The organism is Pontibacter saemangeumensis, assembly GCF_039541895.1.
GTDB classification, from domain to species: Bacteria; Bacteroidota; Bacteroidia; order Cytophagales; family Hymenobacteraceae; genus Pontibacter; species Pontibacter saemangeumensis.
In genome coordinates, this window is sequence record NZ_BAABHC010000005.1 from 264206 (window position 1) to 277311 (window position 13106).

General features: G+C 51.4%; 13 protein-coding genes. 2 read left to right on the forward strand and 11 right to left on the reverse strand.

All coding sequences use genetic code 11. The features are described from left to right. The first annotated feature begins 190 nt into the window (after nucleotides 1-190). Nucleotides 191-1144 carry an IS110 family RNA-guided transposase gene (locus ABD920_RS07365; RefSeq protein ID WP_345158158.1) on the forward strand — a complete coding sequence of 318 codons (954 nt, stop codon included), beginning with the start codon at nucleotides 191-193 and terminating at the stop codon, nucleotides 1142-1144. Nucleotides 1145-1403: 259 nt separating this feature from the next. Here the strand turns inward: ABD920_RS07365 and ABD920_RS07370 are convergent, their stop codons facing one another. From ABD920_RS07370 to ABD920_RS07420, 11 genes are all read right to left on the reverse strand, one after another. Next, nucleotides 1404-2060, reverse strand: a complete 657-nt coding sequence (locus ABD920_RS07370; RefSeq protein WP_345158159.1) for a metal-dependent transcriptional regulator — start codon at nucleotides 2058-2060, stop codon at nucleotides 1404-1406. Between the two features lie 421 nt (nucleotides 2061-2481). Continuing rightward, entirely contained in the window at nucleotides 2482-3360 is an 879-nt protein-coding gene (locus ABD920_RS07375; RefSeq protein WP_345157936.1) for a metal ABC transporter permease, read from the reverse strand. A gap of 131 nt (nucleotides 3361-3491) precedes the next feature. Then, nucleotides 3492-4775, reverse strand: a complete 1284-nt coding sequence (locus ABD920_RS07380) for a metal ABC transporter permease (RefSeq protein WP_345157937.1) — start codon at nucleotides 4773-4775, stop codon at nucleotides 3492-3494. A gap of 7 nt (nucleotides 4776-4782) precedes the next feature. Then, the gene (locus ABD920_RS07385; protein WP_345157939.1) at nucleotides 4783-5577 is read right to left on the reverse strand and encodes a metal ABC transporter ATP-binding protein; all 795 of its coding nucleotides are present in this window, start codon (nucleotides 5575-5577) and stop codon (nucleotides 4783-4785) included. 12 nt (nucleotides 5578-5589) lie between these two features. After that, the gene (locus tag ABD920_RS07390; protein WP_345157941.1) at nucleotides 5590-6519 is read right to left on the reverse strand and encodes a metal ABC transporter solute-binding protein, Zn/Mn family; all 930 of its coding nucleotides are present in this window, start codon (nucleotides 6517-6519) and stop codon (nucleotides 5590-5592) included. 227 nt (nucleotides 6520-6746) lie between these two features. Beyond that, nucleotides 6747-7574, reverse strand: a complete 828-nt coding sequence (locus ABD920_RS07395; RefSeq protein ID WP_345157942.1) for a transposase — start codon at nucleotides 7572-7574, stop codon at nucleotides 6747-6749. A gap of 139 nt (nucleotides 7575-7713) precedes the next feature. Next, nucleotides 7714-8967 (reverse strand): hypothetical protein, encoded by a 1254-nt coding sequence (locus ABD920_RS07400; RefSeq protein WP_345157944.1) that lies wholly within the window; start codon nucleotides 8965-8967, stop codon nucleotides 7714-7716. Next, complete coding sequence (locus ABD920_RS07405) at nucleotides 8964-9374, reverse strand: QcrA and Rieske domain-containing protein (protein ID WP_345157947.1); 411 nt, start codon at nucleotides 9372-9374, stop codon at nucleotides 8964-8966. Before ABD920_RS07405 ends, ABD920_RS07400 begins: the two co-directional genes overlap by 4 nt. A 2-nt stretch (nucleotides 9375-9376) precedes the next feature. Then, entirely contained in the window at nucleotides 9377-10633 is a 1257-nt protein-coding gene (locus ABD920_RS07410) for a di-heme oxidoredictase family protein (RefSeq protein WP_345157949.1), read from the reverse strand. 945 nt (nucleotides 10634-11578) lie between these two features. Next, on the reverse strand, nucleotides 11579-11998 hold the full coding sequence (locus ABD920_RS07415; protein ID WP_345157950.1) for a hypothetical protein: 420 nt from the start codon (nucleotides 11996-11998) through the stop codon (nucleotides 11579-11581). Nucleotides 11999-12204: 206 nt separating this feature from the next. Next, on the reverse strand, nucleotides 12205-12327 hold the full coding sequence (locus tag ABD920_RS07420) for a hypothetical protein (RefSeq protein WP_345157952.1): 123 nt from the start codon (nucleotides 12325-12327) through the stop codon (nucleotides 12205-12207). A gap of 290 nt (nucleotides 12328-12617) precedes the next feature. Here ABD920_RS07420 and ABD920_RS07425 point away from each other — a divergent pair, with 290 nt between their 5' ends. After that, nucleotides 12618-13028: an HYC_CC_PP family protein gene (locus tag ABD920_RS07425; RefSeq protein ID WP_345157954.1), complete on the forward strand. Its 411-nt coding sequence runs from the start codon at nucleotides 12618-12620 to the stop codon at nucleotides 13026-13028. Nucleotides 13029-13106: the final 78 nt, after the last annotated feature.

The window sequence follows — 13106 nt, forward strand, 5'->3', positions numbered from 1 at the left end:
GTAGACAAGATAACTGGGTAAGGAATAAGATTCCTATTGAACAAGGGTACAATTAACCCGCGCCTTATGACAATCCCCTTACCCGGCTTCTTCACCTTGAACAGTTCATTAGGCTAAGAGCCTGCATCAGGATGTTGAGTGCAAGAGAAGCTTCTTTTTGTCACCTGTATAACCTATAAAACATTACATGATGGAGCAAGTTTACACCGGTATCGATGTGGCCAAAGACAGCTTTGTGGTCGCCACAAAGCTAGAAGGCAAGGTAACAACAACTTTGCACAACAATGACCGGAAAGGCATCAGCGGGTTCCTGAAGAGCCTGCCCAGCGAAACCTGGTGCATCATGGAGGCAACAGGGGTTTACAGCCTGCAGCTGGCCATTGCCTTGTATGAAAAAGGTATCAAGGTGTCGGTGGTGAATCCTTTGCAGATCAAGCGCTTTGCCCAGACCAAGTTAAAGAGGACGAAAACAGATAAGGTCGATGCGGTGCTGATCGCTGAGTACGGCGAGCGCATGCAGCCAAAGCTATACGAGCCGCCAGCCCCTTTTATGAGGAAGCTACAGCAACAGCGTATGTCTTTGAAGCTGCTGGTCAAGAGCAAGCGCTCTTTTCTAAATCAGTTACATGCCCTGGCACAGCTAGAAGAAGCTGATAAAGCCGCTGTGAAGGCTTGTAAAGCAGTTTTGACTAGCATAGAAAAACAAATAGCAGAGTTGGAGCGGAAGATGCAGCAAACGGCTGAGGAGCACTGCCAGGAGCTCTTTACCTTGCTGCAGACCATTCCCGGCATCAGCAGGAAATCTGCCATAGAGCTCATCGTTGTCTCTGGTGGGTTCAGAAACTTTGCATCAGCCAAGCAGTTCAGCGCCTTTATTGGTATTAGCCCCTGCATCAATGAGTCAGGCTCCTCTATCCGCGGATATAGAGGGATCAGCAGGATCGGGGACAAGAATATCAGGGCCATGCTCTACATGTGTGCCATGGCGGCAAAAGTGTACAACAAGGCTTGTCAGGAGCTTTATGAGCGGATGGTTGCGGCAGGAAAAGCAAAGAAAGTCGCCTTGGTGGCCGTAATGAACAAGCTCATAAAGCAGGTCTTTGGTATGGTAAAATCCGGAGAGGTTTATGTTGAAAATTGTTGAGCGCAGCACCTAAAAAAAGCACTAATACAGTTGCTTTTCAACACAGTTCATAAGGACAGCCTTATTGTTACCCTAACCACGGCACTGTCGCTGCTTTCTGCTGTCTCATTGGGTTTTGCAGCTCATAGGCAGTTAGAACTTCTACACTTAAAGAGGGCTTCAATAACACATCTTATCCTATCTGCCAAGATTTACCCGATGAAGTTTCATTGGGCAAAGGTCTTGGATATAAAATGCGCACTCCGTGTATTTGTGCTGCTCAGGCTGATAGAAAAATATTTTTAGTCACTTCGCTCGATAGCAACATGTTCCTCTCATCCTCGAGGACGACCTCGAAGGAGTTATCATAGGCAATCCGGTCAATCACCTTAATCCTGGAGCCGAGTGAGATGCCCATCCTATCGAGGTACTGCAGAAAAAGCGGCTGCGAATCATTCACGCCTACTACTATGCCGTCTTCGTTGACGTCCATTTCTGCTAAGAGCCGCTGCTTTATCTGTTTTATCTCCCCTGTTTCAGTAGGGATTGGGTCACCGTGTGGGTCGAACCTGGGGTATCCCAGGAACTCATCAAGGCGTTGGGTGAGCAGGGGGGAGCCTATATGCTCCAGCTCCTCGGCCACCTCATGCACCTCATCCCAGTTAAACTTGAGTTTCTCCACCAGGAAAACCTCCCAGAGCCGGTGCTTCCGGACAACCTGTAAGGCAACCCGCTCTCCCTCCGTGGTCAGCGAAACACCCCGGTACTTCACGTAGTGCACTAAATCCTTTGCGCTCAGCTTGCGGAGCATATCTGTGACAGAAGCCGCTTTTGTATCCAGCGCCTCGGCAATGGCGTTCGTGTTCACCTCCTGCATTCCGTTGACCGAGAGCTTATATATTGTCTTTATGTAATTCTCTTCTGTAAAGCTGTGCACGGGAGTAGTTTTCAATGATTGGTTAACTAAATGACTGAACGCTTAAAGAGTTAAAAAACGGTTTCATAGCTTAGCAGCAGTATCTTCTGCTTAAACGCGCAGCTCTCCGGAACCACGGCAAGCAAGAGAGCCTGCTCAGAATTACCTGTTTTATTGTAAAACAGTCACTAGCTGCTTTCTTTGTTGGTTTTCCTGATGGAGGGCATGAACATCTTCTTCTTGCTGGATAACAGAAATCTCTGATTCTTTTGGAACACTTATCATAATAACTTTACCCTGTCTTCTCGCTGATCCAGCGTACAGGACAAGCAAAGCCCCTACAATAGACACCGCCCTGCAGGCTCACAAAATCCACCTCTCTTCCTTTGCTGTGCCTCCCAGGGGGCCGTCCAGCAAATAGCTCCCCATAGACAATAAGTCATCAGTGCTGCACAGGCTGCAACTGCCTGTGCCTTCGCCAAAGTCCGCGTGCCGGTGAAAACAATAGCGCCAGCAGAAACTCGAAGCCTATGAAAGTCGCAATAGCCCCTGCAATGGAGCCGTCCACCCAAACTGCCAGGTAATAACCAACAACAGAGGCTACAACGCCTGCAAGCACCGAGAGCAACAGCATGGTCTTAAAGTTATCCGTAAGCAAGTAGGCTGTTGCCGGAGGGCCTACCAGCAGTGCTACTACCAGAATGGCGCCCACTGATTCAAAAGATGCTACTGTGGTAAGGGAAACGGCTGACATGAGGGAGTAATACCAGGCAGAGGTAGAAACACCTATAGCGGCGGCATAGGCAGGGTCAAAAGCAGTAATGAAAAGCTCTTTGTACCCCACCACAATATACAAGAGCACCAGCAAGGTCACAAAACCCAGCGACCACACTGTATTCGGGCCGAGGCTAAGGCCGCCGTCCGTGATCCAGAGGTCAAGTGGCACATAGGCAATCTCTCCGTACAGCACGCAGTCCTGGTCCAGGTCCACCTGGCCTGCAAAAACAGAGAGCAGGATGATGCCGATGGCGAAGAGCCAGGTGAAGGTAACACCGATAGAGGCGTCGGCCTGCACACGTGCGTAGCGGTGGAAAAATTCGATGATAAAGGTTGTGAGCACGCCAAACAGGCCCGCTCCGATCAGCATCGGCAACGACTCGCGGGAGCCCGTGAGCAGGAACGCAATAACGATGCCGGGCAGCACGGCGTGGGAGATGGCATCACCTACCATGGCCATGCGCCTGAGGATGAGGTAACAGCCCAGCAGGCTGCAGCAGGTGGCTACTAACGATCCGGTTAAGATGATCCAGAATGCATTCATGGGTTTGTTTATCTGTTAGTACTGATCTTCGATCAACTTTGTCTTGTATTTATTAGATGTCTCTATCATTCTCCTGCAGACAACGATCCTCTCGGCCATTAATGATTTTGTTGTCATCTTTCTCCTGTCTTTTAGGGGATCTTCGAACTATGCGGGTCCAGCACCGGGAAGCTTAGTTCTTCCATTAGTTTTTGCTCCAGTTCCGGGGTGATAATATGTTCTATTGTTTCGGCGTCTTCGTGCACGTGGTCGGAGGCCAGGTGCAGGTATTGTGTCAGGTAGAGTTCCCAGAGGCGGTGCAGCCGGACAACACGTTGCCCGCGCCGCTGGCCCTGGGTGGTGAGATGCCAGCCTTCAGCCGATTTCGTTGCATAGCCCTGGCTTTTGAGTTTCTGTAGGCCCGCTTTGGCCTGTTTTTCTGGTATGGCCCGGCGTTGCAGAAGCTCTTGTAAAGAGTGTGCTACTGTGTAGGCCTGCTTTTGTTCCCCTAAGTGGTAAAGCAGCTTGAGCAGGTTTTCTTCCAGTACCAGCGAACGGTTGCGGCGCTGCCGGATAATACGGGCCACCCAACCTTTTCCTGGAGCCAACGCAAAAGAAAGGATGGCAATCATGGAGATGATGAGCACTATCCACGGACCCGTTGGCATCGCTGGGGCAGTATAGGAGACAAAGGCGCCAGCTATACCGGAAAAGGCACCCATTAGCGCAGCGAGGAGGAGCATCACCGGAAGCCTGTCTGTCCAGAAGCGGGCTGCGGCAGCCGGCGTAATGAGCATGGCGGCCATCAATACAACGCCCACCGCCTGTATGCCCACTACCACGGCGAAAACAGTCAGCGTTGTGAGCAGCAGTTCCAGTGCCCGCACAGGAAAGCCAAGGGTCCTGGCATAAGCCTGGTCAAAGCAAAGGAGTGTCAGCTCTTTGTAAAACACGATGGTGGAGATAAGCAGCACAACAGCCACTACGCTAAAGGCTATCAGGTCTTCTCCAACCAGGGAGGCTGCTTTTCCGAACAGAAATTTATCCAAACCGCTTTGCGCTGCGTTTCCGGAATGTTGTATGGCCGTGAGCAGGAGTATGCCGATGCCAAAGAACACCGACAGCACCAAACCGATGGCCGTGTCTTCTTTAATGCGGGAGCGGGAGGTGATAAAATCAATGCAGATAAGGGAGAGCCAGCCGGTAATAAAGGCACCTATGAGCAGAATAAAAGGATTCTTGGTGCCTGAAAGTATAAAGGCGAGGCATACCCCCGGCAGCACGGCATGCGCCACCGCATCACCCACGAGCGCTCTCTTCCGGAGATAGGTAAAGCAGCCCACCACGGCTGAACTGGCGGCCAGTAGCACAGAGCCGATGGTGACATACCGCACGTTGGCATCCGCAAAGGAAAAGAACTCAAAAAATGCTTCCATGGCCGTATCAGCTTTTTACTTCTCTGGAAGGAAACTCCTGCTTCCGCAGCAGATCACCTACTTTGGACAGCACGGTCAGTTTGCCGCCGTATGTTTGCTCCAGCAACTCCTGTGTAAGTGCGCGCTCGGTGGGGCCTGAGGCCACGAGGCGCATGTTCAGGAGCACGACCCAGTCGAAATATTCTGCCGCAGATTGCAGGTCGTGGTGTACCACAATAACTGTCTTCCCTTGTTCCCGCATAATGCGGAGCAGCTCTATGATGGCCGTCTCTGTGGCGATGTCTACCCCTGCAAAGGGCTCATCCATGAAATAGATGTCGGCGTTCTGCGCCAGGGCCCTTGCCAGGAAAACACGTTGCTGCTGCCCACCGGAGAGCTGGGAAATCTGCCGTTTGGCAAAGGCTTCCATACCTACCTTTTGGAGTGCTTCCATGGCCGCGTCCTTGTCTGCTTTACGGGGGCGACTGAAGAGCCCCAGCTTTCCGTAGCGGCCCATCAGTACGACATCGAAAACAGAGGCCGGAAAATCCCAATCCACCGACTCGCGCTGCGGCACGTAGCTGATACGCTTGCGCACCTCGTTTATCGGCTGGCCGAAAATACGCACGTAGCCACTGCCTGTTGGCAGCAGGTCCATCATGGCTTTTACCAAAGTAGACTTACCGGCGCCATTCGGCCCGATGACACCTACCAATGCCCCTGCCGGCAACGTCAGGTCAATACCCCAGAGCACCGGCTTACGGTCGTAGCTGACGGTCAAGTCATGCACCTCTACTACCGGATCGTTTACTTGAAGTATCATGATGCAGTGGTTTTATTTTAAGGAAGATACTACTGTGTTCACATTGTGCCGTACCATACCTGTGAAGGTGCCCTCCGGTGTGCCGGCCTCACCTAAGGCGTCGGAGTACAAGGTGCCCCCGATTTTCAGCTGGTGGCCTTTTTGTTCGCTCCCTACCACCACCGCTTCTATGGCCTTTGGCGATACGGAAGACTCCACAAACACAGCCTTCACCTTGTTGTCTACTATGAAATTCACGAGGGAGGAAATATCCTGCAGGCCAAACTCTGACACTGTAGAGATACCCTGCAGCCCCCGCACCTGAATGCCATAGGCATCGCCAAAATAACCGAAGGCATCGTGGGCTGTAATCAGGATGCGCTGCTGCTCAGGTATGGATTGAATTTGTTGTGTTACCCACTTGTCCAGCTCCTCGAGTTCCTGTAAGTAAGTCTGTGTGTTCTGCTGGTAGAGGGCGGCATTAGCTGGGTCTTTTCGCTGCAATTCCTGGCTCAGGTGCTGTGCCACCTGTTGCCAGAGTTCCACATCAAACCAAACGTGTGGGTCGTGACTGCCCTGGAACTGGGGGGACTGACGCAATGAAGCTTCCGGAATGCCCGCTGTCGCTGTCACGATGGTTTTCTGGCGGCCCAGCTTTTTCATCACTTCTCCCATCTTGCCCTCCAGGTGCAGGCCATTATAAACCACTACATCGGCATCTGTCAGCTTTTGCAGGTCTCCCTGTGTGGCTTTGTACAAGTGCGGGTCCACGCCGCTCCCCATAATGGAAACGACATCGGCTACATCTCCCACTATATGCTGCACCGCATCTCCCAGAATGCTGGTGGTGGTCACCACCTTCATGCGCTCACCGGCAGGCAGGGGAGCTTTGCTGTCGGTTTGGGTACAGGCGATACTAAACAGGCTGATGAGCAGCAGCAGTAGGAGACAAGTCGTTTTCATCTATTACAGTATGGCGTTTATAGTATGGCGTTCGCTTAGAGGCTGTTCTGATTTTAATTAAGGATGCTTTTTTGACAAACTCTAAATAATCTGAATCACAGAAATTTGGTTGTTAGAGCACTGTTTGAAATTTCAACTATTGCCATTTGAAAGCCCTAAAAAGCAAGGATATAAATCAGAATAGCCTCCAATGTTTAGTATCAGCATAAGTTAAACTAGGAAGCTGTTTAGCGTTTTTCAATTTTACTTATTTTCCGGATAAAGAGCACAGAAAAAGCCAGTAAGTGCAGGTCCAGCCAGTGCTGTGCCTTTGTCTCGAAGCGTATGAGCAGGGCCTTGAAGCCGTCGAGCCAGGCGTTTGCGTGCTCAATGACGGTCCTGTTTTTAAAGAGCTCCTCGTCAAAATACACATACTCTCCTTTCCCTGCCCCGTTTCTGGGGTTAAAGGCAATGTTTGCCTCTAGCTTCATCTTTGAGCACAGGCTCCTGAATCCTTGTGAATCAAAACCGGCGTCAGCGTTGAGGAACAGGCCCTCTGTCTCGATGCCCGCCTCTGCCAAGAGCCCACACAGTTCTGCCATGACCTGCTCTATTTCAAACAGGTCATGATGAGCTCCTGCGGCCGGTGTGCTGCAGGCCAGCATGAGCCCCTTGCTGTCAGAGAGAAACAGGCTGTTGCAGCTTCGGGCGGCCTTCCTGGCCTGATAGCTCACATGCTCCCCTCCGTTCTTGCAGATGGTTTGACTGCCGTCCAGCTGCACTGAGGAGAGGTCAAGCAGCCTGCGCCGGCTCCTGAGCAGCCCTGTCCAGACGCTTCTCAGGCTGCCGTCGGCCGACCATTTCCTGAAATGGTGGTACACCCCCTGCCAACTCAGGCGCCTGCCCGAGAAGAACTCCTTTGTGGGAAGCTCCCGCCACTGGCAGCCCGTTTTAAGCCGGTAGAGAATGGCTGAAACGATCTCGGCGGTCTTCACCTGCAGTTTAGACCCTCTTTTGCCGACACTCAGGTGAGGCAAAACCCAGCGGTTTATGCTATCTTCGCTTATGACTTCCATCGAATTAGGTTTAGGTTTAGGATGTCTTTGCAAACACTTTTACCCGCCTAACTCTTTGGAGGTTAATTAAACTCTAAACAGCTTCTAGGTCTGTCCTGCTCCGAACTTATTATCTTGCTGGCTTTCCTAACTGTCGTATTTAAAAATAACTGGCAAAGCCGACCTGAAGGCCTGCAGTGCGGACCGTGGGGTTCCGCAGTAAGTCCTTTGTCCAATGGTAGCGGTAATTGGCCCGCAAAACGGTGTTTGCCGAGGGCCTGAGGCTAACCCCGGGAACGATGGCGCGAATCTCATCGCCCACCGGAAGGCCTGTTTCTGCAAATGTGCCCACATTGTAATCGATGCTCTCCACCCGCAGGTTGAGGTTTAGGACCGTTTCTTCGTAACTCAGCATGGTGCGGCTTAATACCGGATAGACTACCTCCACATACCCTCCCTGCTGCCTGGTCCCAAAGGCGGGTCCGGCCGTAACAGGCACGTCTACCGTCACGAAAGCAAACTCACCGTTGATAACCGCCTTCCGGATCTGTGTATTGAAATCCAGGGCATATATGCCCAGCCTTGTTTTGGCACTTACCACTGCACCATCTCTTCTGAAGGTATTGTAAGCACCCCCGTAATAGGAGAGTCCTATTTCCCCTACCTCCCGGTGCCGAAAGGCCACTTTGCCCGTAAGCATCGGTGCGCCGTTGTTGTCTTCCCCGAACATCCTGGGGTTCTTGCCGGCCGACAGGAATGTTCTGCCCTCGGCACTGAGGATAACGTCGTCCCGCAGCCCGTTCACCAGGTAAACATCATACGTGAAGACCTTGTTGCGCCCGTACACTTTGCCGTGAACGCCAAAGCCTACTTCCGAAAGGGTGCTCGGGATCAACTGCGTGGCTACCAGCGGCCGCTCGATGAATTCCCACAGCGGACTGTCGTGTCTTTGGTTAAAAGCCCCAATGGGAGCCACGATAATCCCGGCTCTCAGGTTGAAGGCCGGGTTAACCTCAAAGTCCACCAGTGCCGTTTCGAGGCTGATTTCTTCCGTGCCGTGCTCAAACTCCAGCTCGGACAGGAATTTAATCCGGCGGGCTATGGTCGAGTAGAGGAAGATGTTGAACCTCCGCAGTTCCATGGAAAAGCCTTCGGAAACACCATCGGTAGAGAAATAATTGGTGTTGCCCTCCACATAGCCCCCTACGGCCGTGCTGGTCTTGCCCAGTGTGATAAAAGGCCGGTTATAAATAGCATCCTGCACGACGGCGTTTTGCGTGGTGTCCCTGGGGCTGCGGGTAAAAAGGCTGTCGATCTGGGCAAAGGCTGGCAAACCCACCATCACCAGCATGCCGGTAAGCGTTAAACCTCTTTTTATTACTCTTGCCCGGCAAGCGGTAAAAAGCTTTCTCATAGTTGAATGTAAATTTTCTCTTGGTCAGTGCTGACCGCAAACTTGTGCAAATCGCGTTCTGCTGGCCCATGAACCACTTTTCCAATTGCCGTGTACTCACTGCCGTGGCAGGGGCAAACCAGGTAGTCATCGGCCGGGTTAACCTCGCAGCCTTTGTGCGTGCAGTGCAGGAGAACAGCTGAATACTGGTCTTCCTGCAACTTGCGCAGGTAGATAGGTTCGGCAAACCGCTCCGATTTCACCAAAACCCAGGTATGCTCTAAAAAGTCTGATTTATTGACCGCCAGCTTATTTCCCGTGAGGGTGTTGGGGATGTAGTAGGCGGCTTTGCAACCCTGCAGCGCACTCAGCCCAATACCGGACAGGCAGAGAGCGCCGCATTTTTTCAGGAATTCGTTTCTTTCCATGACTATAGTGATTTCAGGAACTTTATCAGGTTTTGCTTTTCGGCAGCAGATAGTTCATTGTACTTGTCCCGGCTCCTCGCCCCCTCGCCTCCGTGTAGGTCGATGGCCTCCTCCAGGGACTTTGCCCGGCCGTCGTGCAGGAAGAAGGCCCTTCCTCCCTGCGAATCCTCCGCCAGCCCGATCCCCCAGAGCGGGGCGGTGCGCCATTCGCTTGTCCGGGCGGAGCCTTCTGTGAAGTTGTCATCTAACTCGGGGCCCATATCGTGCAGCAGTAAATCCGTGTAAGGGTGAAACTCCTTGTTGCTCAGCGCCTCAACGTCGGAGAGGCCTGTTTTGAGGGTGGGCACGTGGCAGGTGCCGCAACCTGCCTGCAGGAAAAGCTTCTCCCCTGCCAGCACCTCCGGCCTGTCCGCTCCACGACGCTCAGGCGCTTTCAGCGTGCGCAAATAAAACACCGTGTTACGCACGACGCTGGCCGGCACCTCAGGGTCTGGCACGTCGTCGCCGGTGTGATTGCCGTTCAGCTCGTTGAATAAGTCCTCCATAAAAAAGTCGGAAGTGATGCCCATGTCGAACAGGTAGGCACTTGCCGTTTGCTGCAGCAGGTCAATGGAGGCGGCCTTTTTAGTGAATCTGCCAATATACCTGCCGGCTTGGTCCGGGATATGAGAGCTTTTGGGAACAAAGAAGTCAGGCGGGTGAACATAGTTAGGCACCCCTGAAACACCGTCCCCGTTGGCGTCCTCAGGGTCGGCCATCGCCAGAATATCAGCATCCGTGACCTCCTCCAGAAACCCCAGCCCGGTAACGGCCGGTGGATTGATCCTTGAGAAGCCCTTTATGTCAGATGGCAGTACCTCAGCCGTGTAGCCCAGGATAGCCCGGGTTTGTAGATGGGAAGCGTTCACTGAAACCATAGGATTAAAAACAGAGTCCGGTTCACCCTCAACTAAGTTGTCCCTTCTGTTGAAAAGGATAATGTCAGTGGACGGGTGGCCTTTGCCGTCCCCCAGATGGCAGCTCTCGCAGGAGTTAGAGATGAAGACGGGGCCCAGCCCGTCAAGCACGCCAAAGACGCGCCCGAACTCTTCGTCTCCTTTGATATGGTTTTGCAACTGCTGGGGCAAGAGGTCAGGCATAGGCTCCCCTAGCAGCGTTTCGGGCTCAGGCACATCGGGTAAGATCGCTTCGCACCCCACGAATGCTATGGAAGAAAGGAAGATGCCGATACAGAACTGAAGTAGTGTCGTTCTTTTCATACAATGGCACTATTAAGATTTAGCAAAGCTAAGTATTATTTTATAATACTTGTAATTTATTTTTAGGGTTATCTAAATTATAACAGTTAAGACTTATTATACTGCCCTTATAGCTATTAATAGAGCCCCCAAGAAAGAGGTAGAGTAGAGCATCTAAAAAAGCAATGAGGTAAAGGCAGATGAAGCAGAGCAGCTGGATGAGTTTCTGCAAAAAGATGTGGCCACCTTAGCTTTAGCGCGGACTTTGAGGCGATGGTACCCAGGCTGATGAGCCGCGGCCAAATAGTTGAGTAATTAGCGACCTTAGTCTGCATTAGCAGAGAGGAGGTCTACAAAAGGGTCGAAGAACGAAACGCTAAAAAAGTCGGTTAAAGAAGCGCAAAGGTAAGGGAGGTGGGGCAAGGCTGAAATTTTCTTTGCCTCAATAAGCCTTGATACAAGAAGAACCAAAAGGGAGGCTTCTGGAGCCTGCCAAAAAATTATTAGCCTACTCAGGAACGGTGTATAACGTCAGATGTAGCAGGGTTGAGCGGAGTTCGTCACTCCTGTAGAAGCACACCTTAGAACTGGAGAAGTGAAAAAGCTTTGGAAGAATTATTGTGCCATCAAAAGAGGAAAGAAGATTATGATGGTATAGGTTTAAGGCATATTCAGAATGCATGCAACAAATAAAACCGCTCACAATTGTAAAGCTATAGACGGACAATATGCAAGCTGACCGGAATGCTCCTGATGAGCCGCTCCTTGAGCAGAGTCCCATTCCACTTTCCCTGGCTCAACAAATGTAAAGGGTTGGCAAAATTAAATTTTATGCGTAGCCTTTATTCTGGACAGGGCAGTCCTTTTCATAACGACCTTGCCTTTTTGTGCATCCTGTTTTTTGACTAAGCGGATTTACTAAAGGCCTTCGCAGGATAAGCAAGCAGGCTTTCACATGTTTCAAATCTACATGCTGGTCTTGCGCATGCTTATGTAATAGGTGAGGACAGGCAGCACCATGAGCTGAGCCAGCGGGGACAGGCCTACCTCAAGAACCGGAATCAGGGGCATCAAAGCAGTATAGCTCCATTCCCCTGTTGCCAGTGCCCACAGCTCAAAGCCAACAGCGAGTGCGCCTCCGACCAAAGCTACCACAGCGTACCGAACAGAAGTGCTGTGCTTCGGCCAGTAAAGATCATGATAAATAAGGGCAAGCGCGAGGTAAACCAGCAAAATCACCAGGGCGTCTATGACAGAGGCAACAAAGCAGACCCAGAAATGCTCCCAAAAGCCGCCGTAGCCAACATACAGGAAGCCTTGCGCGTTTTCCCAAACCAGGTTCACCAAAAAGCCTATCACCAGGATACGGGCACAGAGTGCTATCATGCTGTTATACGTTGCCTTATGGCCTTCTTTACCTGTCATTTTAATTAACAATTCTCTGCTAAAGTATTTGTTCTTAACCCTTGCCGGGAGCAGGAGGTTAGGTCTATCCTTGTTTATGGTTACCTGCACTGCACCAGGGGGCATAGCTGTACCATCAGGGGAACTCAGTTTCTACCCAATTAGGGTGCTTTCTGTTTGCTTCCCTTTTACTTCTTTGCCCGTTTTACCAGCCACGCAATCAAAAGCACCAGGATGACAAGCAAGAGCACGCTTCCCAGCATCATACCGGCTCCCATGCCCATCATCCCATCCATTACCCCATCCATCATAAGCGCTACTGTTTTTTAGCTTAGATACACGAGCAGCCCTATTAAAGTTTTAAAACGTAGCGGGCCGGTATGATGCGCCCATTGCCTGTGCAGAACCACCCCGCTTGCAGGATTGTGGAAAAGAGCTGCAGTGCTGTCCATACCTATTAAGAGGGAAGGTCACACAGCACGCCGCCTTAGCATAAATGTGGAAGCTTGGATAATTCCGTTATTTGTGTTAGCTTTGTGCATTGATAATCCAACTCTCTGTAAAAGAGTATAGCAAAGGAACTATTTTTCATTGTTTCACGTTGGGTAAGAAAAAACAAGAAGTGCGTCATCTTTTCCATATCGTCTTAGTCATTTCCTTGCTCGTGAGCACGGCGGGCTTTGCCGTGACGAAACATTTCTGTGGAAAAGTGCTGGCAAACGTCTCGGTTGGGGCAGCGGACACAAAGTCCTGCTGCGACCCGGGCAGCATGCCCGCCGACTGTGACTGCCACAGCGACACAGACCATGTATCGGTTGAGGATGACTTCCAGCTTGATCAGCAGGCCATCAAGTTTACGCCCCAGCTGCAGCTTGTTTTAGTTCATTTCATAAGTGAGCTGCGCCTCGCGCTGCTCCTGGACGAGCCGTCCAGAAAGCTTCTGTTCCATTCCAAACAGCCCCCTTTAGCTGAGTCTGATATCTACATCAGGGTTCAGTCTTTCCTTATTTAGAGCATAGTTATTCTCTTGTAGGCACACCCTCAACGAAGTACTGTAGGTACAGTCTTCACAAAGGGTCTGTAGCCTATG